17 protein-coding genes are annotated in these 22,601 nt (G+C 70.9%); 6 read left to right on the forward strand and 11 right to left on the reverse strand.

Translation table 11 applies throughout. The features are described from left to right. The first annotated feature begins 95 nt into the window (after window positions 1–95). On the forward strand, window positions 96–1,049 hold the full coding sequence (gene htpX / locus VM685_RS03430) for a zinc metalloprotease HtpX (RefSeq protein WP_325458716.1): 954 nt from the start codon (window positions 96–98) through the stop codon (window positions 1,047–1,049). A 39-nt stretch (window positions 1,050–1,088) separates the two neighbouring features. Here htpX and VM685_RS03435 read toward each other — a convergent pair whose 3' ends face one another. Further along, window positions 1,089–2,018, reverse strand: coding sequence for a hypothetical protein (locus tag VM685_RS03435; protein ID WP_325458717.1), 930 nt, complete (start codon window positions 2,016–2,018; stop codon window positions 1,089–1,091). Between the two features lie 152 nt (window positions 2,019–2,170). Between VM685_RS03435 and VM685_RS03440 the strand changes: the two genes are divergently transcribed. Further along, entirely contained in the window at window positions 2,171–3,154 is a 984-nt protein-coding gene (locus VM685_RS03440) for a winged helix-turn-helix domain-containing protein (protein ID WP_325458718.1), read from the forward strand. On the opposite strand, the gene VM685_RS03445 is transcribed toward VM685_RS03440, so the two are convergent. The 3 genes from VM685_RS03445 to VM685_RS03455 all read right to left on the reverse strand — a co-directional run bounded on the left by VM685_RS03445 (window position 3,151) and on the right by VM685_RS03455 (window position 5,579). After that, entirely contained in the window at window positions 3,151–3,840 is a 690-nt protein-coding gene (locus VM685_RS03445; RefSeq protein ID WP_325458719.1) for a hypothetical protein, read from the reverse strand. The genes VM685_RS03440 and VM685_RS03445 overlap by 4 nt on opposite strands. A gap of 401 nt (window positions 3,841–4,241) precedes the next feature. After that, window positions 4,242–4,529: a hypothetical protein gene (locus tag VM685_RS03450; RefSeq protein WP_325458720.1), complete on the reverse strand. Its 288-nt coding sequence runs from the start codon at window positions 4,527–4,529 to the stop codon at window positions 4,242–4,244. A gap of 6 nt (window positions 4,530–4,535) precedes the next feature. Continuing rightward, entirely contained in the window at window positions 4,536–5,579 is a 1,044-nt protein-coding gene (locus tag VM685_RS03455) for a ribonucleotide-diphosphate reductase subunit beta (protein WP_325458721.1), read from the reverse strand. A 126-nt stretch (window positions 5,580–5,705) separates the two neighbouring features. Here VM685_RS03455 and VM685_RS03460 point away from each other — a divergent pair, with 126 nt between their 5' ends. Further along, window positions 5,706–6,359: a glutathione S-transferase family protein gene (locus VM685_RS03460; RefSeq protein WP_325458858.1), complete on the forward strand. Its 654-nt coding sequence runs from the start codon at window positions 5,706–5,708 to the stop codon at window positions 6,357–6,359. 15 nt (window positions 6,360–6,374) lie between these two features. Here VM685_RS03460 and VM685_RS03465 read toward each other — a convergent pair whose 3' ends face one another. The 5 genes from VM685_RS03465 to putA form a co-directional block, all read right to left on the reverse strand. Continuing rightward, complete coding sequence (locus tag VM685_RS03465) at window positions 6,375–7,181, reverse strand: lipid A-modifier LpxR family protein (protein WP_325458722.1); 807 nt, start codon at window positions 7,179–7,181, stop codon at window positions 6,375–6,377. A 227-nt stretch (window positions 7,182–7,408) separates the two neighbouring features. After that, window positions 7,409–9,268: a ribonucleoside-diphosphate reductase subunit alpha gene (locus VM685_RS03470; protein ID WP_325458723.1), complete on the reverse strand. Its 1,860-nt coding sequence runs from the start codon at window positions 9,266–9,268 to the stop codon at window positions 7,409–7,411. A gap of 256 nt (window positions 9,269–9,524) precedes the next feature. Then, window positions 9,525–11,306, reverse strand: coding sequence for an SLC13 family permease (locus tag VM685_RS03475; RefSeq protein ID WP_325458724.1), 1,782 nt, complete (start codon window positions 11,304–11,306; stop codon window positions 9,525–9,527). A gap of 84 nt (window positions 11,307–11,390) precedes the next feature. Next, window positions 11,391–12,389: a hypothetical protein gene (locus VM685_RS03480; protein ID WP_325458725.1), complete on the reverse strand. Its 999-nt coding sequence runs from the start codon at window positions 12,387–12,389 to the stop codon at window positions 11,391–11,393. A gap of 115 nt (window positions 12,390–12,504) precedes the next feature. Further along, the gene (putA, locus tag VM685_RS03485; protein WP_325458726.1) at window positions 12,505–15,588 is read right to left on the reverse strand and encodes a bifunctional proline dehydrogenase/L-glutamate gamma-semialdehyde dehydrogenase PutA; all 3,084 of its coding nucleotides are present in this window, start codon (window positions 15,586–15,588) and stop codon (window positions 12,505–12,507) included. A gap of 102 nt (window positions 15,589–15,690) precedes the next feature. On the opposite strand from putA, the gene VM685_RS03490 reads away from it, so the two are divergent. Continuing rightward, entirely contained in the window at window positions 15,691–16,161 is a 471-nt protein-coding gene (locus tag VM685_RS03490; RefSeq protein ID WP_325458727.1) for a winged helix-turn-helix transcriptional regulator, read from the forward strand. A 76-nt stretch (window positions 16,162–16,237) separates the two neighbouring features. Here the strand turns inward: VM685_RS03490 and VM685_RS03495 are convergent, their stop codons facing one another. Then, window positions 16,238–17,434, reverse strand: coding sequence for an OmpA family protein (locus VM685_RS03495; RefSeq protein ID WP_325458728.1), 1,197 nt, complete (start codon window positions 17,432–17,434; stop codon window positions 16,238–16,240). Window positions 17,435–17,969: 535 nt separating this feature from the next. Further along, a complete protein-coding gene (locus VM685_RS03500) occupies window positions 17,970–19,751 on the reverse strand; it encodes a monovalent cation:proton antiporter-2 (CPA2) family protein (RefSeq protein WP_325458729.1) in 1,782 nt (593 codons plus the stop codon). 111 nt (window positions 19,752–19,862) lie between these two features. Between VM685_RS03500 and VM685_RS03505 the strand changes: the two genes are divergently transcribed. Continuing rightward, the gene (locus tag VM685_RS03505) at window positions 19,863–20,321 is read left to right on the forward strand and encodes a copper chaperone PCu(A)C (protein ID WP_325458730.1); all 459 of its coding nucleotides are present in this window, start codon (window positions 19,863–19,865) and stop codon (window positions 20,319–20,321) included. A 117-nt stretch (window positions 20,322–20,438) separates the two neighbouring features. Continuing rightward, window positions 20,439–22,517 (forward strand): M13 family metallopeptidase, encoded by a 2,079-nt coding sequence (locus tag VM685_RS03510; RefSeq protein WP_325458731.1) that lies wholly within the window; start codon window positions 20,439–20,441, stop codon window positions 22,515–22,517. Window positions 22,518–22,601: the final 84 nt, after the last annotated feature.

The following is a 22,601-nucleotide window of genomic DNA, read 5'->3' on the forward strand; positions in this document are numbered from 1 at the left end:
ACCTCGATTGGAGGACTGAGCGGCGCTTAAACCGGCCGCTCCCGATCCCCATATTTCCGCCAGGGGCATGAGGCCCCGCGAGACCTAAAGGACCGATGCGCAACCATCTTCGCACCTTCGTGCTGCTGGCCGCCCTCACCGCCCTGTTCGTGGGCGCGGGGTACATGGTGGGCGGGACCACCGGGATGGCGATCGCCTTCCTGCTGGCGGCCGGCATGAACCTGGTCAGCTACTGGAACGCCGACAAGATCGTGCTCTCGATGTACCGCGCCAAGGAGGTGGACGAGAGCCACCCCGAGCCGCTGGTGCGCAACTACGTCGCCGACACCCTGGAGCTGGCGGCCCGGGCGGGCCTGCCGCGGCCGAAGATCTACGTCATCGACCAGGACCAGCCGAACGCCTTCGCCACCGGGCGCGACCCAGCGCACGCCGCCGTCGCCGCCACCCGCGGCCTGCTGGGCATGCTGGACCGGCGCGAGATCCGCGGGGTCATGGCCCACGAGCTGGCGCACGTGAAGAACCGCGACACGCTCACCATGACGATCACCGCCACCATCGCCGGCGCCATCGGCATGCTGGCCAACTTCGCCTTCCTGTTCGGCGGCCGGGACGAGAACGGCCGGCCCACCGGCATGGTCGGCGCCCTGGCCCTGATGATCCTGGGCCCCATCGCCGCGGCGCTGGTGCAGATGGCGATCAGCCGCCACCGCGAGTACGAGGCGGACGCCGAGGGCGCGGCCATCTCCGGCGACCCGCATGCGCTGGCTTCCGCCCTGCAGAAGATCGAGGCCTACGCCAAGGGCGGCTACTTCAACCCCGACGCCGAGCGCAATCCGGCCACCGCGCACATGTTCATCATCAACCCGCTGGCCGGCGGGCGCGGCGACAACCTGTTCTCCACCCACCCGGCGACGCACAACCGGGTGAGCGCGCTGATGGCCCTGGTGGGCCAGGGCGGGGCCCGGCCGATCGTCTCGGGCGGGACGCGCCCCCGCGCGGCGACCGCCGTGCCGGTGACCGAGACCCGCAAGGGCCCCTGGGGGTCCTGACCTTACCGACGCCGGGCCTCCCCGCGGCGTGGGCGGCGGTCACTCCCGGACGCCCCGGTCGCGCTTCGGCTGGCCGGGGATGCGGCTGAGACGGCCGAGGCGGCGCCTGATGGCGGCGACCCGGCGTCCGGCGCGGCCGGCGGTCTGGGGCGTGCAGGCCATGGCGATCTCCACCATCCGCTCCGAAAGCTCCTGCTCGCGGGCGTGGCAGGCCTGCTCCACCGCGTCGCCGAACTCCGGGCAGGTCCGCATCCACGCGTAGAGGGTCGCGCGGCAGGGCATGTCGCGGCGCAGGCCCAGGTTGGCCAGCGAGGCGCCCTGGCGGATGCGATGGGCGACGGTCTCGATCAGCTCCGGCGTGCAGCGCGCGCGAAGGCGGGCATGGCGGTGGCCGACCGCCAGGGCGACCTTCAGCTCCTGTTCGAAGTCCGGGTTCTCCGTGCGCCAACGCCTGACCACCGCGCGGCAGGGGAGCTCCGGGTCGGCGGCGAGCGTGCGTTCCAGCCCTGCGCCGCGGCCGACCCGGACCAGGATGCGGTCGGCGAGGGCCGGGTCGAAACGGCGGAAGCGGGGGTGGTTGCGGTGGCTATGCTCCGCCCGGCGGTCCTGGTGCAGCCGGTGCAGCTCCTCGGCGATGTGGGGCTGGGTGGCGCGCCAGTAGGCGAACACCCGCCGGCTGGGCATGTCGGGCGCGGAGAGCACCTCGTGCAGCTTTCCGCCGGCGCGGACACGGACGAGCACCGCCTGGGCGCGGGCCTCGTAGAACAGGTAACGGCGCCGCCAGGCGCCCTGCAGGCGGGCTGTCCGGAGCGCCTCGGCGAAGGCCGGGTCGGCGAGCGCCCACAGCCGGAAGGCGACGTAGCTGGGCATGTGGGGCGCTGCGCAGACGGACGCCATCGTCTCGCCCGAGGCGACGCGCTGGAGGAGCTCGGTCTGCAGGCCATGGCGGTTCGGATAGGCGAAGGGCATTCCCCGAGCCTACCGCCCAAGGGCCGAAGACTGCGAACATTTGCAGAACAAAAGCGCCATTCCCCCCGGGGGCCTACGGGTTTCCCACAGGTTGCCGGAGCTTGGCCTCAGGAACATGCTCGCGCGGGGTATGCGGCTGGGGAGCCTGCAAGATGAACACGGCTCTGGCCGCGCCCGAAGCCGTCGGGTCCGACGATCCGGTGGGCCAGCTGCGGCTTCTCAGCCGGCTGACGGCGGCCTTCCTGCTGGACACCGTGGCCATCGTCCGCGGCGACGACGGCCACCTGATCGACACCCTGCTGATCAGCGCCGCCACCCAGGCCAACATCGCCGACATCATCCGCCAGCCGGAGCTGCAGGCGGCGTTCGCCGACGCGGTGCCGCCGGACGAGTTGCGCCGGCCGGTGAGCATCAACGCCCTGGCCGGCTCCCTGAGCCTGCCGTTCGAGACGGTGCGCCGGCGGATCGCGGGCCTGGCGCGGGAGGGCCATTGCGTGATCGTGGAGGGCGGGGTGATCGTGCCCGGGTCGGTGCTCTCGGCGCCGCGCTACTATGCCGACGCCTTCCGCGGATACGAGCGGCTCAGGGCCTTCTACTACGAGCTGCGCGACCAGGGGCTGCTGCCGCCTCCCCCGCCGGCGGAGGCGGACCTCTCGCAGGGCGCGTTCCCCATCCGGGCGGTGTCGCGGATCGCCGGCGCCTACGTGCTGCGCGTGGTGGAGCTGCTGGCGAGCTTCGGCAGCGTGGCCGACAGCATCATCACGATGGAGGTGTTCCGCTCGAACACCGAGCGCCTGCCGCACGCGGTGCGCGGCGGGCCGGGCTATGACGAGATGGTCGCCGACGAGGAACGGACGCCGATCTCCGTCGGCGCGCTGGCGAGGCGCGTGGGCATGCCGCCGGAAACCGTGCGGCGGCACGTGCGGCGGCTGGAGGGGTTCGGCGTCATCGTGCGCGTGAAGGACGGGCTGATCGTGCCGACGCGGTTCCTGACGCGGCCGCTGCTGCGCCGCAAGCTGGTCGCCAACGCGGGCAACCTGCAGCGGATGTTCGCCTCCCTCGCCAGGCTCGGCGTGCTGGAGGTGTGGGACTCCCTGCCGGTGATCGAGGCCCAGTCGCCGGGCCGGACGGCCTAGGCGGCGGCCGCGGCCACCGGGCGGCGGCGGCGCGGGAGGCGGACCTTCAGCATCCAGAACGCCAGGGCGCCGAGCGCCGCGAAGGGCGGGACGGCCAGGTGCGGTCCGCGCAGGGCGGCGGGGACCTCATCGGCCTGGCCGAAGAAGAACGAACCGGCGGCGATGAACAGGGCCAGGCACATGCGCCACAGGTGGCGCGAGGTGCGCGCGGGCCCGGCGAGGCCGCCGCGGCGGATGACACGGACGTCCATCAGGGCGGCGAACGCGGCGAGGACCCCGAAGGCGTAGTAGATCGCGGGATCCAGGCCGGAGGTCGGGTCGCCGTCGGCCAGACCGCCCGGCGTGGAGGCGATGAGGCCGCCGATCCCGAAGCCCGCGGCGGAGACGGCGACGGCCCAGAGCGCGGCCCAGGGCTCCAGGCGCGAGGGCGTGGCGGCCGGGCGGCGGACCGCGGTCCAGGCGGTGACCACCAGGTAGAGGGTGAAGGCCGCGGCGATGGCGTTGAGCTTCTGGACCCGGAGCGCCGCCACCACCAGGGCGAAGCCGGCCATGGCCAGCATGGCGGCGAAGAACACCCGGCCGGCCAGCCGGTGCGCATCCCCGCCCTTGCGCACGGCGAGCGCCCAGAAGCCGGACAGGATGCCGAGGGCCCCGCCGGCGATGTGCAACGCGATGGCGGGCAGCATGGGAAGCTCCTTAGGGCGGTACGGAGCTTGAGGGTAGCGGCGGGACAGCCGGCGGCCATGACGCGGGGCGCCAGATGCTTGGCCGCAGGTTGCAGGGGGCTGTCGGGGAGTGGGGGTGGCGTGAGGCCCTCTCCCTACCCTCTCCCTCTCCGCTGCGCGGGGGGAGAGGAGGCGCACGCGGAAAGTCGGGACGGCATCGCGAGATGCTTTCCAGCCATTGATCTCCCGGTCAGACGGGAGCCTGCGGGTCTCGGCAAGTCAAGGACGCGCCCGGCGGGCGCGCCGCGGCGCGGTGGCGCTGCGCGCCATCCTTGAGTTGCCGAGGCCCGCAGGCAGAATGGCCGCCGTGAGATCAATGCCGGGGTCCGCCCCAAAGGGACGGCAGGCCATGGCCGCTGCCCCTACCCGCCCGCCACGCGCTGCCCGCCGCCACCCGGCTGCGGGGCGAACGGCAGGAAGGGCGAGGGCCCGTAGATCCAGGCGTCGCGGATGAAGAAGCCGGTGTCGACCGCCTCGGCGCCCTCGGGGCCGAAGATCCAGCCCTGGCTGATCCAGAAGCCGGTGCTGACCGGCTTGCCGACCTCGGCCACGTCCCAGACCCAGCCGTCGTGGATCCAGAAGCGGCCGCTCTGGGCCGCCTCCCGGCTGTAGATCCAGTCGTCCTCGATCCAGGCCGCGGCGAGCGCCACCGGCGGCTATTCCGCCGGGAGGGTGTTCTCGCTGCGCTTGGCCATCATGGCGTCGAAGCTCGCCCAGACGCCCTCGTTGCCGTGCCACTGCCCCTTGGTCGCGGCCTTGGAGTACTCGGTGGCGCGGGCCTCGAAGAAGTTGGCGTGCTCCACGCCCGACAGCATCGACTGCAGCCAGGGCAGCGGGTTCTCCTTCACGCCGTAGACCTCCGGCAGGTGGAGCTGGCGCAGGCGCCAGTCGGCGATGAAGCGGATGTAGCTCTTGATGTCCTCGGGCGTCATGCCCTGGACCTCGCCGGCCTCGAAGGCCAGGTCGATGAACTTGTCCTCCAGGCCCACCACCGTCTTGCAGCAGTCGACGATGTCGTCGGCCACGGACTTGGTGACCACGCCGGTCTCCTTGTTGAAGGCGTGGTAGAGCTTGATGATCCCCTCGCAGTGCAGGCTCTCGTCGCGCACCGACCAGGAGACGATCTGGCCCATGCCCTTCATCTTGTTGTGGCGCGGGAAGTTCATCAGCATGGCGAAGCTGGCGAACAGCTGCAGGCCCTCGGTGAAGCCGCCGAACATGGCGAGCGTCCGGGCGATGTCGGCGTCGGTGTCGACCCCGAACTGCTGCATGTAGTCGTGCTTGTCGCGCATCGCCTGGTAGTCGAGGAAGGCCGTGAACTCGGCGTCGGGCATGCCGATCGTCTCGAGCAGCAGGGCGTAGGCGGCGATGTGGATCGTCTCCATGTTGGAGAAGGCGGCCAGCATCATCTTCACCTCGGTGGGTTTGAAGACGCGGCTGTAGCGTTCCATGTAGTTGTCGTTCACCTCGACGTCCGACTGCGTGAAGAATCGGAAGATCTGGGTGAGCAGGTTGCGTTCGCGGTCGTTGAGCTTGGAGGCCCAGTCCTTGAGGTCCTCGCCGAGCGGGATCTCCTCCGGAATCCAGTGGACCTGCTGCTGCTTCTTCCAGAACTCGTAGGCCCACGGATAGCGGAAGGGCTTGTAGGCGTAGGACGGCGTGAGCAGGCCCGGCAGGGCGCGGTTCTTGGACGTGGTCACTGGCGGCTTCCCCAACGCACGGGATCGTGAGCTTGATGGACCTAAGGTGGCGCCGATTTAGGACAACATCTAGCGCCAAGTTGGCGCAGCTGCCCAACATGTTGTGAAGAACCTGGGGATGGAATGATGGCTGGCCGCTATGTGCTCTATGGCGCCCGGGGCTTCGGCTCGGTGGTGGTCGAGGCCGCGCTGACGCTGATGGGCGAGCCGTTCGAGCGGGTGGACGTGGCCGACGGCGCCTATGTCCACGACGACGAGCGGGTGACGCGGATCAATCCGCTGAAGCAGGTGCCGGCGCTGGTGCTGCCGTCGGGCGAGTTGATGACCGAGAGCGCGGCGATCCTGCTGTGGCTCGCCGAGCAGCATCCGCAGGCCGGGCTCGCGCCGCCGCCGGGGGACCCCGCGCGGGGCCAGTTCCTGCGCTGGATGGTCTATGTCCCGGCGCAGATCTATTCGATGTACTGGGTGCGCGACATCCCCTCGCGGCTGGCGGACGGGGCCGAGGCGGAGCAGGTGATCCTGTCGCGCACGGCCGAGCGGATCGCCGACTGCTGGAAGATGATGGACGAGCAGGTCTCGCCCGGCCGCTACATCCTGGGCGACGCGCTGAGCGTGCTCGACCTCTATGTGACGGTGGTGTCGCGCTGGACGCCGAGGCGCCGGCGCTTCTACGCGGTCGCCCCGAAGATGGCGCAGGTGGTGAAGCGGGTGGACGCCGAACCGAGGCTCGCGGCCTTCTGGGCCGAGCGGATGCCGTTCGAAGAAGGCTGGGAGGGCTAGGAGCGCGCCTCGCCCCTACCGGCCGGGCCGGATGGCGAAGGTGAAGGCCGCGACGGTGTCGTCGGTGGTCTTCTGGCCGAAGATCATGTTCTCGCCGCGCACCTCGCGGTGGACGACGCCGAACGAGGTCTGCACCGAGCCCTTGCGCCAGCCGACGCCGACCTGGGCGTCGCCGACCAGGGACGACGTGGGATCGGTGGTCCAGCCGGCGCGGTCCCAGTCGCCCTCGTTGCGCAGCATGTTGAGGCCGACGGCGCGGCCGGACGCCGCGGCGAACAGGTACCAGCGGCCGCGGTCGCCGAAGGCGGCGCCGTCGCCGACGCCCATGTCCTTGAGCTGCTCGACGGCGCGCTCCTCGCGGGTCTTGGGCGCGGAAAGGCGGACCTCGGCCCCGGCCTCCGCGGAGCCGCCGCGGTTGCCGACGCCGACGCCGGCGTGGGGCGAGACGTCGAGCTCGAACTTGCGGGTCTCGAAGCTCATGGCCCGCGGCCAGCTGCGGATCAGGGAGACGTCGTAGTCGCGGGCGTCGAACTGGGCGCGGTCGAGGTTGAGCGGAAGGCCGCCGGGCGTGTCGAGCACGCCGCCGACGCTGACGCGCAGCGAGTCCACCGGGCCGCCGGTGCGGCCGGGGAGCTTCACGGCGCTGGAGTTGAAGCGGGCGGGCGAGCCGTCGAGGAAGGCGTCGCGCTCGGCGAAGGCGGCCTGGTTGAGGGCCTCGGCGGGGGATCCCGGCGCGAAGGAGCCAGAGACCAGCCCCTGGGCGGCCGCCTGGCCGGCGGCGCCGCATGCAAGACCGATGGCTGCACAGGCCAGCCGCCGCATCCTCGTCATCTCCCAGCCCACGTCGTAGAGCGCGTGGTTTCGAGCTCTACTGTTTCACGTCCAGGCTAAGCCGCAAACCGAAAAGTAGTTCCCCATGGCTAACGGAGACACGGCGAAATCCGGCTGGCAAGGGAATAGTTGACGTTAAAGAGGCCGCGGTGGCCCGCGGCCTCTTCGGTACACTCAAGGTTAAGACGAATGCTGGCGGCTTAACCTTTAGAGCGCAACTATTGGCAGGCGAGGCATTCCTCGTAGTCGGTCTTGCCGGTGTCCATCATCTCGACGACGGCCAGGCCCTCACCGCCGGCGTGGGCGGCGCGCTGCACGGACTTGGAGCGCAGGTAGTAGAGGCTCTTGCAGCCCCGCTCCCACGCCTGCCAGTGCAGCATGTGCAGGTCCCACTTATCCACGTCGCCGGGCAGGAAGATGTTGACCGACTGGGACTGGCAGATGTCGGGCGTGCGGTCGGCGGCGAGCTCGACGACCCAGCGCTGGTCGATCTCGAAGGCGGTCTTGAAGACGTCCTTCTCGTCCTGGGTCAGGAAGTCGAGGTGCTGCACCGAGCCCTCGTTCTCGAGGATCGAGTCCCACACCTGGGCGGTGTTCTGGCCCTTCTCGTCGAGGACGCGCTCCAGGTAGGGGTTCTTCACCGCGAAGGACCCCGACAGGGTCTTGTGGGTGTAGATGTTGGCCGGGATCGGCTCGATGCCGGCGCTGGTGCCGCCGCAGATGATCGAGATCGAGGCGGTCGGCGCGATGGCCAGCTTGTGGGAGAACCGCTCCATGACCCCGCGCTCGGCGGCGTCCGGGCAGGGCCCGCGCTCGGCGGCCAGCGTGCGGGAGGCCGCGTCGCACTGGCGGCGCAGGGTCTTGAAGAGGCGCATGTTCCAGGACTTGGCGAGCGCGCTCTCGAAGGGGACGTTCTGCGCCTGCAGGAAGGAGTGGAAGCCCATCAGGCCCAGGCCCACCGAGCGCTCGCGCTTCGCCGCGTAAACGGCGTTGGCCATCTCCGGCGGGGCGCGCTGGATGAAGTCCTCCAGCACGTTGTCGAGGAAGCGCATGACGTCCTCGACGAAGGTCGGGTGGTCGCGCCACTCCAGGAACTTCTCGGCGTTGACCGAGGACAGGCAGCAGACCGCGGTGCGCTCGGCGCCCAGGTGGTCCTTGCCGGTGTGGAGCATGATCTCCGAGCACAGGTTGGACTGGCGGACGCTCAGCCCCAGCTCGCGCTGGTGCTGCGGCATGGCGCGGTTCACGGTGTCGGAGAAGATCAGGTAGGGCTCGCCGGTCTGCAGGCGGATCTCGAGGATCTTCTGCCACAGCGAGCGGGCGTCGACCTCGCGGATCACCTCGCCGGTCTTGGGCGAGCGCAGGCCGAACATGGCGCCGTCGCGGACCGCCTCCATGAACTCGTCGGTGATCGACAGGCCGTGGTGGAGGTTGAGGCTCTTGCGGTTGAAGTCGCCGGAGGGCTTCCGGATCTCCAGGAACTCCTCGATCTCCGGGTGGTGGATGTCGAGGTAGACGGCGGCCGAGCCGCGGCGCAGCGAGCCCTGGGAGATGGCGAGCGTCAGCGAGTCCATCACCCGGATGAAGGGGATGATGCCGCTGGTCTGGCCCGCGCCCTTCACCTTCTCGCCGATGGAGCGGACGCCGCCCCAGTAGGTGCCGATGCCGCCGCCGTTGGAGGCGAGCGCCACGTTCTCGTTCCAGACGCTGACGATGCCTTCGAGGTTGTCCGGCACGGCGTTGAGGAAGCAGGAGATCGGCAGGCCGCGGTCGGCGCCGCCGTTCGACAGCACCGGCGTGGCCGGCATGAACCACAGGTTCGAGATGTAGTCGTAGATGCGCTGGGCGTGGTCGGCGTCGTCGGCGAAGGCCGTGGCGACGCGCGCGAACATGTCCTGGTAGGACTCGCCCTGCAGCAGGTAGCGGTCCTCCAGCGTCGTCTTGCCGAAATCGGTCAGCAGGGCGTCGCGCGACCGGTCGACCTCGACCTTGCGGACCAGCTGCAGTTGCGGACGCTCCGAACGCGCCCCCGCGCGCTCCGCACCTTCGGCAATCCCAACCTTGGCCGCTTCACTCATTTTCCCGTACCCGTCCTGTAGGAACCCCGGCTCTCCGTCCGTCGTTCCCGCTGCCCCGCGCTATATGTTGTGTGCCAAGCACCTCAACCAGCCCAGATATGGGGCCACAGTGGCTAAGGAGTCGTCAATGAGGCGACCCGTCCGCCCCCAGGCTTTTTTCGTAAACCAGTGGTTAACAAGCTAAGCGCTCCCTCGGCAGATCAAGGTCTTGGTCATGAGGTCGCAGGTCCCGCTCACGAGAGTGTGACCGGCCAACTCAACCCTGCAGCGGCCACACCAGCGAGATGAGCAGGGTGCCTGCAACCAGCACGAGCAAGCTGAGCGGCGCCCCCAGCCGGGGATAGTCTGAGAAGCGGTAGCCGCCGGGCGCCATCACCAGGGTGTTGCACTGGTGCCCGATGGGGGTGAGGAAGTCGCACGCCGCGCCGAGCGCCACCGCCATCAGGAACGGGTCGGGGTTGAGGCCGAGCAGCTTGGCCAGGGCCGCCCCGATCGGGGCCACGATCAGCACCGTCGCGGCGTTGTTGAGGAAGGGGGTGGCGGCCATGGCGACCAGCATCACCGCCCCCAGGGCGAAGAGCGGCGCCTGTCCCTGGAAGGCCACGGCGAGCCCACCGGCCACGAGATCCGCACCGCCGGTGGCGCGGATCGCGTCGGAGATCGGAATCAGCGCCGCGATCAGCACCAGCACCGGGCCATCGAGGGCCGAATAGGCCTCGCGCATTCGGATCGCGCCCACCAGCACCATGGCCACGGCGGCGGCGAAGAAGGCCATGGCCACCGGGACCCAGCCCACGGCGACGGCGACCATGGCGGCCAGCAGGATCAGCGCCGGGGCCACGCGGTGGCGGATGCCGCCCAGCCGCACCTCGCGCTCGGCAAGCGGCAGGAGGCCCAGGGTCTTGAGCGCGCCCGGCAGGGTCCGCTCCCCGCCCTGCAGGACGATGATGTCGCCGGAGCGCAGCCGCACGGTGCGCAACTCGCGCGTGGTGCGGTAGCCGGCGCGGCTCACCGCCAGCAGGTTCACCCCGTGCTGGCCGTAGAGATCCTCCTGCTTGGCCGAGCGGCCGACCAGCAGGGAATCGGGGCTGATCACCGCCTCGACGACCCGCACCTCCTCGGTGGGCTCCTCCATGGCCACCGGACGGTCGGAGCGGGTGAGCTTCAGCTTCGCCCGCTGGATGAGCCCGTCCAGCGCCTGCTGCTCGCCCTCCAGCAGGAGGACGTCGCCCGGCTGGAGGCGGCTGTTGGGGTGCGGGGCCGAGCGGCGCTTGCCGCCGCGGCGCAGCGCCATGACCGTGACGTCCCCCTGCCCGAGCGCGTGCAGGTGGCGCACCGTGCGCTTCTCGAGGCTCCAGTCCTCGGGGATCTCCACCTCGGTGAAATAGGGGGCGGCGTCCAGGGCGGCGTCGAGGGTCTCGGCCGGCGGGCGCGACATCGGCAGCAGCCGATAGGCGAACGACAGGAAGACCAGGCCCAGGGCCGTCACGCCCAGGCCGACCGGCGCGTAGTCGTACATCTGGAACGGCTTGCCGAGGATCTGCTCGCGCACCTCCGAGACCAGGATGTTGGGGGAGGTGCCCACGAGGGTGACGGTGCCGCCGATCAGCGAGCCGAAGGCCATGGGCATGAGCAGGCACGAAGGCGCCGTGCCGGTCCGCTTCGCCACCTGCAGGGCGATGGGCATCATGATGGCGAGCGCGCCGACGTTCTTGGTGACCATGGAGAGCAGGGTCACGGCGCCCACGAACAGCGGCACCTGGGTGCGGGCGCTGGTCAGATAGGGCAGCACCGGCCGCAGGATCGATTCGACGATGCCGGAGCGCGCGAAGGCGGCGCTCACCACCAGCGCGCAGGCGATGATCACCGTCACGTCGTTGGCGAAGCCGGAGAACGCGTCCTCGGCCGGGACCACGCCGATGGCGACGCCGAGCAGCAGCGCAGTCAGGGCGACCACGTCGTAGCGCCAGCGGCCCCAGATGAAGCACGCGATCGTAAGCCCGATCAGCCCGAAGGCGAGGCCCTGCTGGAAGGTCATAGGCGTCCCTCTCGCCGGCGTCGGACGGCGATCCGGAAGCTACAACGCTCAAGAAGCTGTGAGGGTGCGCGAGCCGCCTCGCCGCTATTTCGCCCTGGCCGCCGCCTCCCGCTCCTGGACCCGGGCCCCGGCGAGGATGTTGGGAAGGGAGTAGTTCCCCTCGTGGCAGGCGTACTCGTAGATGGGTCCCGGCGCGGCGCGCCAGGGCATCTCGGCGCGCCAGACCTGGGTGAAGGTGTCGGGGTCGTCCACCGCGAACTGGTAGAGCATCCCGTCCTTCGCCGTGCGGGTGAAGCGCTCGGTGAGCCTGGCCCTGGGCCCGTAGGCGAAGCCGCCGCCGAGGCTGCCGATGAAGTGCTGGGCGCGCAGGTTCGCCGTCTCCACGACCAGGGTCTCGCCCTCCCACCAGCCGACGGAATCGCCCAGCCACGAATCGACCGCCGCGTGCGGATGCCGGCGGTCGGCCAGGCGGACGATGCGCACGTCGTGGTTCATCTCGATGTGGATGGCGACGTGGTCGCGGGTCTGGACGATCTGGTAGTGGCCGTTGAAGCCGGAGTTCATCATCGGCGGCCCTTCGGTGGAGCCGATGGCGGTGATGCAGCGCTCGTCGGTGGGGCGATACTCGTAGCTCGCGTAGCCTCGGTCGCGGCCGATCTCGCGGCTCGCCTTGCGGCCGGCCTCGGTGAACGGCAGGCGGCCGTCGGCCGGCTCGACGATCCAGGAGGAGCGCGGCTTTCCGTCGATGCGGCCCGCCTTGAGCTGCATCTCGATGAAGTCGGAGTTGTCGACCTCCTTCACCTCCGGCGGCGCGGGCAGGGTCGGGTCGATCGGCTCGCCGCTGACCAGCGGGCCCACGTACTTCAGGAAGCCGGCCTCCAGCATGGCCGCCTCTTCCTCGGTGAGGACCAGGTTCTTGAAGCCCTGCGGCCGCTGCAGGAAGGTCACCGCGGTGTTGGTCCAGATCCCCTGCAGATCCGGCTGGCCGTGGGGGGTGCGCGGCGCCCTGTAGGGCGCGGCCTGGGCGGCGGCGGCGGCGAGCGAGAGGCCGAGGGCGAGGCCGGCGAGGAGAGCACGGGACATGCCGTCGAGCCTGCCGCCACGGCCTGGCCCAGGCCATGGCGGCGGGCGCCAATCCCTTGATCCGCGGTTGCACGCGCCCTGCCGCGCACCCGGCGCGGGAGGGCCACGCGGCCGGTCAGGCGTCGAGGTTCAGCAGGGCCGGGTCGCCGCCCTGGGCGGCGATGTTGACGCTGATGGCGCGCTCGACGGCGTAGCGCAGGAGGGCGTGGGGGCCGCCCGCCTTGGGACCGGTGCCGGACAGGCCCTCGCCGCCGAACGGCTGGACGCCGACCACCGCCCCGATCATCGAGCGGTTGACGTAGACGTTGCCGGCGGGGACCGCCTGCTGCACGGCCTCGGCGAAGGATTCCAGCCGGCTGTGGACGCCGAGCGTCAGACCGTAGCGCGCGGCCGCCACCGGACCGGCGGCGCGGGCGAGATCGGTCGGGTCGTAGCGGACCACGTGCAGGATCGGGCCGAACACCTCATTGCCGAGGAAGCCCGGGTCCGGGATTTCGGCGAGCGTCGGGGCGAAGAAGTGGCCGCCTTCCGGCACGCCGATCCGGTGCAGGACCTTGGCCTCGCGCTGCAGGCGCTCCACGTGGGCTTCCAGCATGGCGCGCGCCTCGGCGTCGATCACTGGACCCACGTCGGTGCGCGGATCGGCGGGATCGCCCACCACCAGGGTGTCCATGGCCCCGATCAGGCCCTCGATGAGCTGGTCGGCGGTGTCGTTGGGCAGGAACAGCAGGCGCAGCGCCGAGCAGCGCTGGCCGGCGGAGCCGTAGCCCGACAGCAGCACGTCATCGAGCACCTGTTCCCGCAGCGCCGTGGTGTCGACGAACATCGCGTTCAGCCCGCCGGTCTCGGCGATGAACGGGACGATAGGGCCCTGGCGGGCGGCGAGCGTGCGGTTGATCGCCCAGGCGGTGTCGGTGCCGCCGGTGAAGGCCACGCCGTCGCAGCCCTCGTGGGCGACCAGGGCCTGGCCGATCGTGGCGCCGTCGCCCGGCAGGAGGTGCAGCAGGTTGGGGTCCAGCCCCGCCCCGTGGAACAGCTTCACGGCCTCGGACGCGATGATCGGGGTCTGCTCGGCGGGCTTGGCCAGCACGGCGTTGCCGGCGGCGAGCGCCGCGGCGATCTGGCCGGTGAAGATCGCCAGTGGGAAGTTCCACGGGCTGATGCAGGCGAAGACGCCACGGCCGCGCAGCTGCAGGCGGTTCGTCTCCCCCACCGGCCCCTTCAGGGTTTCGGCGTGGGCGAACTGCTTCTCGGCGAGGCTCGCGTAGTAGCGGCAGAAGTCGGCGGCCTCGCGGACCTCGGCGATGCCGTCCTGCAGCGTCTTGCCGGCCTCGCGGGCGCAGATGGCGATCAGCCGGTCGCGGTCGGCCTCCAGCGCGTCGCCCATGGCCCGGAGCACCTTGGCGCGCCGCTCGCCGCCCAGGGCGTCCCAGGCCGGCTGGGCCTTGCGCGCGGCGGCGTAGGCGGCGTCGACTTCGGCCGGGGTGGCGTCGCCCGCCCGGCCCACGGTGCGGGAAACGTCGGAGGGCGACAGCCGAGGCGTCGCCCCGGCGGTCATCCGGCCGCCGACGATGGGTCCGCCCTCCAGCGCCGGCAGGGCGGCCACAGCGGCGGTGAGCCGCTCGCGGTCGGCGGCGATGGAGAGATCGAGGCCGGTCGAATTGCGGCGCGACGGACCGTAGAGGTCCACCGGCAGCGGGATGCGCGGGTGCGGCGCGCCGCCGGTGGCCTCCACCGCGGTGATCGGATCGGAGACCACCTTGGCGACCGGGGTGCGCTCGTCGAGCAGGGCGTGGACGAAGGAGGTGTTGGCGCCGTTCTCCAGCAGGCGGCGGACCAGGTAGGGCAGCAGGTCCTCGTGGCTGCCCACCGGGGCGTAGACCCTGAGCGGGAAGTCGCCGTAGCGCTTGTGGGCGGCGGCATAGAGCGCCTCCCCCATGCCGTGCAGGCGCTGGAACTCGCAGGTGAGCCCGGCCTGGCGGGCCATCTGGCGCACGGCGGCGAGGGAGTGGGCGTTGTGGGTGGCGAACTGGCCGTAGAGGTGCGGCGCGGCGCCCAGCAGGGCCCGGGCGCAGGCCAGGTAGGACAGGTCGGTGGCGGCCTTGGTGGTGTAGACCGGATAGCCCGGCAGGCCGGCGACCTGGGCGCGCTTGATCTCGCTGTCCCAGTAGGCGCCCTTCACCAGCCGGACCATGAGGCGCCGGCCGCTGGATCGGGCGATGGCGGCGACCGCCTCGATCACCTGGGGCGCCCGCTTCTGGTAGGCCTGGACGGCGAGGCCGAGCCCCTTCCACGACCCCAGTGATGGCTCGTTGGCGAGCCGCTCCAGCAGCTCGAGCGAGATGACCAGACGGTCGGCCTCCTCGGCGTCGAGGGTGAGGTTGATGTCCGCGTCCGCCGCCTGGGCGGCCAGGCGGACCACGCGGGGATAGAGGTCGGCGAACACCCGCTCGCGCTGGCGGGCGTCATAGCGCGGCGACAGCGCCGAGAGCTTCACGGAGATGCCGTGCCCGGCCTCCGGGCCCTGGCCCTTGGCGGATCTGGCGACGACGGCGATGGCCGCGGCGTAGGCGGCCTCGTAGCGGTCGGCGTCGGCGTCGGTGCGGGCGCCCTCCCCCAGCATGTCGAAGGAGCAGACGAAGCCCTCCTGGGCCGAGCGCCGGATCGCCCTGTCGATGGTGGCGCCTAGGACGAACTGCTCGCCCATGATGCGCACGGCGGCGCCCACGGCGCGGCGGATCACCGGCTCGCCCAGCCGGCCGGCCAGCCGCCTGATGAAGCCGGAGAGGTCGTTGCGGGCCTCGTCGTCCGGCTCGATCAGCTTGCCGGTGAGCATCAGGCTCCAGGTGGAGGCGTTCACCAGCAGGGAGTCGGAGCGGCCGGCGTGGCTGGCCCAGTCGGCGGAGGCGATCTTCTCGGCGATCAGCCGGTCGCGGGTCTCCTCGTCGGGCGTGCGCAGCAGGGCCTCGGCCAGGCACATCAGGGCCAGACCCTCGCGGGTGGAGAGGCTGAACTCCTGCAGGAAGCTCTCCACCACGCCCTGGCGGTTGGCGGCGCGGCGGGCGGCGCGGACCAGGGCCTCGGCCTCGTCGCGGACGGCGCCGCGCTCCTCGAAACTCAGGGGCCTGGCCTCCAGGGCCGCAGCGACGGCCGCACGCTCATCGGTGAACTTCAGGTCGTCCAGGTGATCGAACGGCACGGGCAGGCTCCTGCGCTAGATCATCCGGGATAACGATGTATCGCCCGAATGTGCTACGTGACTTTGGCCAGTTGGCCGGAGAAACGCGGAGAAACAGGGCGGATGGCGAACAACCTACGGCTGGACGACACCGACCGGCGGCTGCTCAGGACCCTGCAGGCGGACGGACGCATCAGCAACGCGGAACTGGCCGAGCGGTGCAACCTGTCGCCGTCGGCCTGCTCGGACCGGGTCAGGCGGCTGCGCGAGACGGGCTACATCAAGGGCTTCACGGCCCTGGTGGACCCCGAGAAGGTGGGCCGCGGCGTGCTGATCTTCGTGGAGGTGGTGCTGGACCGCACGACGCCCGAGGTGTTCGACACCTTCGCCGCCGCCGCGCGCCGCTCTCCCGACGTCCTGGAGTGCCACATGGTGGCGGGCGGCTTCGACTATCTGATCAAGGCCCGGGTCGCCGACCTGCCGGCCTGGCGGACCTTCCTCGAGGAGGTGCTGGTGCGGATCCCCGGCGTGCGGGAGACGCGGACCTACGCGGTGCTGGAAGAGGTGAAGTCCACGACCCAGCTGCCGGTGTGAGGCCCCCAAACGCAAGGAGCCCGGCCTTTCGGCCGGGCTCCCGCTAGCGTTCCGACTTTACCGTCGGCGATCGAGATCAGGGATTGATGTCGATCGTGGAACGACGGTTCAGCGGTTCCTTGACGCCGTCGCCGGTGGCGACCGCAGGCATGGTTTCGCCCTTCCAGTCGACGGAGAGCGAGGTCTGCGTCACGCCGGCCGAGACCAGCGCGTCGGCCACCGCCTTGGCGCGGCGTTCCGACAGGCGGACGTTGTAGGCCTGCGAGCCGGAGGTGTCGGCGTGACCGACGACCACGACGCGGGTGGCGTTGCCGCCGCGGGCGTAGTTCGCAGCTTCCGTGACCACCGTCTGGGCTTCCGGCGTCAGGATGTACTGATCGAACGGGAAGTAGACGATGAACTGCCGGGCTTCGAACGCCGGGGCCGGAGGCGGCGGCGGGGGAGGCGGCGGCGGGGGCGGCGGGGGCGGCGGGGGCGGAGGCGGCGGCGGCGGCGGAGCGGCGAAGGAGTACCGCAGGCCGAGCGTCACCGATTGGTCGCGGTATTCGCCGCTGAACACGCCGGGTTGCAGGGTGTTGGTGCCGGTGGAGGCGAAGTCGAGCTCCGAACCGCCGAGGTAGCGGTAGGTCAGGTCGACGTTCAGGCGGTCCGTGGCGCGCCAGGCGAGGCCGGCGAGCACCTGCCAGGCGAAGGCGGTGTCGTCGTCATCGATGGCGAGGTTCTGGAACGCCGGGCCGGTGGCGGCCGTGAACGGCGGCGTACCCGGGATGTTCGAGAACTGGCCCAGGACTTCCATGGACGTGTGGTTCACGCCCAGGCCCGCGCCGACGAACGGATTGATCATCGAGCCCGGGGCGAAGTCGTAGATGATGTTGCCCATCACGGTCCAGGACGTCATGTCGCCGTCCGGGGAGCCGCAGACCGGCGACGCGGTGGTGCGCGTCACGCCGGGGGTGCAGAGGCCGACAACCGCGTTGGTCGTGCCGCCGCGGACCGACTCGATGTCGCCGCCGCGGTAGCCGAGCTCGAGCTCGACGCGCCAGTTGTCGTTCAGTTGGTAGCCGAGACGGGCGAAGCCGGCCCAGTCATCTTCCTGATTGAAGTCCCACACGTAGGGGGAGCCGTTCGGGGCATTGGCCGACGACGTGCCTTCGATCCCCTCGGGCCAGTGGTAGCCGAGGTCGACAGCGCCGTACCAGCCGACTTGCGCAGCAGCCCCGGTCGCGGTGAAGACCGCAGCCAGAGCGGCCCCTGCCAGGAGTTTCAACTTCATAATCAGAGCCCTCTCGTTGCCCTCAGTGCTGCGGCGAAACGCCTCAGCATCGTTATATCAAGGCCGGTTGGTTGCGTAAGTGTCGCCAGAGCCACACTCAGACCGCAATTTCCCCTGCCAGACGAACCTAAGCCAGGACGTATACGACGTTCCCCTCAGTGATCAACTTCGGGTGGAGGCCCGGGGCCTCCATCTGACGGCAGAGCGAGAGGCCTGGCGACCCCCAAACTGCCGAAACCTTCGCCTTGGACTTAACCGCGCCTTGCCGGCGCGCGATTTGCGCCAGGTCAAAAGCCTTCGAAGTCCTTGGAATGACTTGTAAAGTCCAGTCGTTGCCGCAGGTCGAGGCTGTGCGGCCGCCAGCGGCGGCGCAGGCCCGGTCCTCGCAGGTCTTCAACGATCTCGGCGTCATCCCCAACCCAAGCAGCCCGCGCGCACCCCTGCGGCGTCGCCCCCTCAACGTCCATGGCCGCGCTTGGTTCCTTTTCGGGGGCTGCAGGCGGACGATTTTATTTCGCCCTTTTTCCGGCGCCGATCAGGCGCCGTCGGTCTGGCGCCTCGCGCGGGTGCGGCCGCCGAGCGCCTCGGGCCGGTTGAGCTCGGCGCGGAAGGCGTCGCGGCGCTCGTGGATCGAGGCGATGACCAGGCCCATGGGCACGCCGATCTCCACCAGCAGGGCTTCGGAGAGCTGCAGGCTGGCCTCGACCGTCTCGGGGACCGCGTCGGTGGCGCCAAGGTCGTAGAGCCGCTTGGCGTGGCGCGCGTCCCGGGCGCGGGCGACGATGGTCAGGTCCGGGCGCAGGCCGCGGGCGGTGGCGACGATGGCCTCGGCGCCGTCCGGATTGTCCATGGTGACCACCAGCGCCGGGGCGTCGGACAGGCCGCAGCGCTGCAGGAACTCCGCCCGCGAGGCGTCGCCGAAGAAGATGGTCTCGCCGGCCCGGCGGGCCTGCTCGACGATCCGCGGGTCGCTCTCGGCGGCGACCCAGGGGATGTCGTGGCTGCGCAGCATCTCGCCCACCAGGCGACCGACGCGGCCGTAGCCGGCGATCAGCACGCGGGGCTCGGCGTCGGGCGCCGGGTCCGGCTCGGGCGGCGGCTCGGCCGGATTGACCTGCCGGCCGCCCAGCTTCAGCCCCCAGGCGGCGAGCAGCGGGATGGCGAACATCGAGATCGTCACGGTGACCAGCACGCTCTCGCCGAGGGTGCGGTCCACCAGGCCCTGGCCCATGGCCTCGGAGAGGATGACGAAGGCGAACTCGCCGCCGGCCGCCAACAGCAGGGCCGACTCGACGGCGCGGCGGGTCTCCAGGCCGAACAGGCGGGCGAGGCCGAACACCACCGCCCCGTTCACCAGGATCAGGCCCAGCGCCGCGCCGATGATCGGCAGCGGCTGCTCCACCAGCAGCGGCACGTTCAGGCGGATGCCGACGGAGACGAAGAACAGGCCGAGCAGGAGGCCCTTGAACGGCTCGATGGTGACCTCGACCTCGTGGCGGTACTCGGTCTCGGCGAGCAGCAGGCCGGCGATGAAGGCGCCGAGCGCCATGGACAGGCCCGTGAGCTCGCTGACCAGCCCCGCCCCGATCACCACCAGCAGGCAGGCGGCGACGAACAGCTCCTCGCTCTTGGCCTTGGCCACCGAGCGCAGCATGGGCCGCAGCAGCAGGCGGCCGAACACCAGCAGGATCAGGAGGCCGAGCGCCCCGGTGGCGAAGGAGACGAAGAGGTCCGAGGCCGAGGCCTCGCCGGCCCGGCGGCCGAACAGGGCCAGCGCCACGAGGATCGGGGCCACCGCCAGGTCCTGGAACAGCAGCACCGAGAAGGTCACCCGGCCGGCCACGGCGTGCTGGCGCTTCTGCTCGGTGAGGACCGGCATGACGATGGCGGTGGACGACAGGGCGAGCGCCGCGCCGATGGCGATCGCGGCCTCCAGCGGGGCGCCGAACAGGTGGGCGGCGCCGGCCAGCGCGGCGACGCAGACGCCCACCTGCAGGGCGCCGAGGCCGAAGACGTACCTGCGCATCCGGCGCAGGCGCTCCCAGGAGAGCTCCAGCCCGATCATGAACAGGAGGAAGACCACCCCGAACTCGGCGAGCTGGGCGACCTGGTCGGGGTTGTCGATGGTCAGGGCCGAGAGCCAGCCGAACTCGTCGGCGAGCGAGCCCAGCCCGTAGGGCCCCAGAAGCACGCCGGCCCCGAGGAAGCCCAGGATGGGGCTGATCCGCCAGCGGCGGAACAGCGGCACGACGATCCCGGCGGTGGCCAGGAACAGCACCACATCCTTATAGGCGGCCGCCTCGACCTGGCCTTCCATCCGCACTCCGATTCACCGCGTGGCGACTATGGCGCACGCCCGGCCATTGAGGAATCTCCCAGGCGGCGTATGACGCCTGCCCGGAACGAAAGCCCCCGGAAAGGCGCATCCATGCGAGCCCTGCTGACCGCCCTGGCCCTCGCGGCCGCCCCCGCCGCCGCCGCCGCCGCCGCGGCCACGTCGATCGAGGTCAGCCAGGCCTGGAGCCGGCCGGCGGTGGCCGGCGGCACGGGCGCGGGCTTCCTGACGCTCACCAACCGCGGCAAGGCCCCCGACGCGCTCACCGGGGCGGAGAGCCCCGTGGCGCGCAAGGTGGAGATCCACCGCACCACCATGGCGGGCGGCGTGATGAAGATGGGCAAGGTGGAGCGCGTGCCCGTGCCCCCGGGCGGCAAGGTCATCCTCGCGCCGGGCGGCCACCACCTGATGCTGTTCGGCCTGACCAAGGCGCTGAACGCCGGCGACCGGGTCCCGGCCACGCTCAGCTTCGCGAGCGGGACCAAGGTGAAGGTCGAACTCGTCGTGGGAACGGGCGCAGGCGCGCCGGCCATGGACCACAGTCACCACTGACTGTGACGCATCCCCCGTCCCAAGGGGCGGGAAAACCTGACGAAAATGTAACGAGTGTGACAGGCCGCGGCCGGGGCATGGTCCGGCCACGACCCTCCAGCGAGTGAGCTCATCCGCATGAAGACCCTCTGGCTCGGCGCCGCCGCGGCGGCCGCCCTCCTCGCCGCGCAGCCCGCGGCGGCCCAGCAGCAGCCCGCGACCCAGACGGCGCAGGCCAACGCCGCGGCCCGGGACCTCTCCAAGGCCCCGCGCATGGGGACCTGGGGCTTCGACCTCTCCGGCCGCGACATGGCGGTGACCCCCGGCCACTCCTTCTTCCGCTGGGCCAACGGGACCTACCTGGACCGGCTCGAGATCCCGGCCGACCGCTCGACCTACGGGGCGTTCAACGCGCTCGACGAGCTCTCCCGCGACCGCATGCGCGCCGTGGCCGAGAAGGCCGCGGCCGACCGCGCGGCGAGCGGCCCCTCCGCCCAGGTTGGCTCGCTCTACCGCAGCTTCATGGACGAGGCCCGGGTCGACGCCCTGGGCGCCAAGCCGCTGGCCGGCGACCTGGCCCAGATCCGCGCGGCCAAGACCCGGGCCGACCTCGCCCGGCTGATGGGCGAGTCCATGCACGACTTCGGCGGCTCGTTCTTCTCCGGGGCGATCTACGACGACGCCAAGGACCCGATGAACTACACGGTCTACCTCGGCCAGGCGGGCCTGGGGCTCCCAGACCGCGACTACTACCTGGTCGACCGGTTCGCCCCGCAGAAGCAGGCCTACGAGGCCTATGTGGCCAAGATGCTGACCCTGGCCGGCTGGCCGAACGCGGCGGCCAACGCCAAGGCGATCGTGGCGCTGGAGACGGAGATCGCGAAGGTCTCCTGGACCCGCGCCGAGCGCCGGGACGACGACAAGACCTACAATCCCTTCGAGATCGACAAGCTGGCCGCCTATGCGCCGGGCTTCGACTGGGCCGCCTTCATGCAGGGCATGCACCTGCCGGCCCAGAAGCGGGTGGTGGTCAGCGAGAACACCGCCTTCCCGAAGATCGCGGCGATCTACGCCCAGGCGCCGGTCGACACGCTCAAGGCCTGGATGGCCTTCCACCTGGCCGACAACGCCGCGCCCTACCTGTCGAAGGCGTTCGACGAGGCGCAGTTCGACTTCCGCTCCAAGACGCTCTCGGGGCAGCCGCAGCAGCAGCCCCGCTGGAAGCGCGGCGTGAACCTGGTGGACAACCAGGTCGGCGAGGCGCTGGGCAAGCTCTACGTCGACGCCTACTTCCCGCCGGAGAGCAAGGCGAAGATGGACGCCCTGGTGGGCGACATCAAAACCGCCATGAAGGGCCGGATCGAGAAGCTCGCCTGGATGGGTCCGGAGACCAAGGCCAAGGCGCTCGACAAGCTCGCCAAGTTCACCGTGAAGATCGGCTACCCGGAGAAGTGGCGGGACTACTCCGCCCTGCAGGTCCGCGACGACGACCTCTACGGCAACGTCAAGCGCGCCGTGGCCTTCGACTGGGACTTCCGCGCCCGGCGGATCGGCCAGCCGGTGGACCGCGCCGAGTGGGGCATGACGCCGCCGACCATCAACGCCTACTACTCCTCGACCAAGAACGAGATCGTGTTCCCGGCCGCCATCCTGCAGCCGCCGTTCTTCGCCCCCGAGGGCGACCCGGCGATCAACTACGGCGGCATCGGCGGGGTGATCGGCCACGAGATCACCCACGGCTTCGACGACCAGGGCCGCAAGTCTGACGGCGACGGCCGACTGACCGACTGGTGGACCGCCGAGGACGCGGCCAAGTTCAACGCCGAGGCGGTGAAGCTCGGCAAGCAGTACGCGGCCGTGGAGATCCTGCCCGGCGCCCACATCAACGGCGACCTGACCATGGGCGAGAACATCGCCGACCTGGGCGGTCTGCTGCTGGCGCTGGACGCCTATCGCATCTCGCTGGACGGCAAGCCCGCGCCGGTGCTGGACGGCCTGACCGGCGAGCAGCGGGTGTTCCTGGGCTGGGCCCAGGTGTGGCGCGGCAAGTACCGGGACGACAGGATGAAGCAGCTGCTGGTCTCCGACCCGCACGCTCCGCCGCAGGCCCGCGTGGACCTGCCGGTGCGCAACATCGACGCCTTCTACGAGGCGTTCGGCGTGAAGCCGGGCGACCCGATGTACGTCCCGCCGGAGATGCGCGTGCGGATCTGGTAGCAGCGGGTCCGATCCCTCCCCTTCCAGGGAGGGATTTGACGTCTTCGTCAAAAATAGGCTTTGGCCAAAAAATTTGGCCCGCTG

Source organism: Phenylobacterium sp., from assembly GCF_035539035.1.
Classification (GTDB): Bacteria; Pseudomonadota; Alphaproteobacteria; order Caulobacterales; family Caulobacteraceae; genus Phenylobacterium.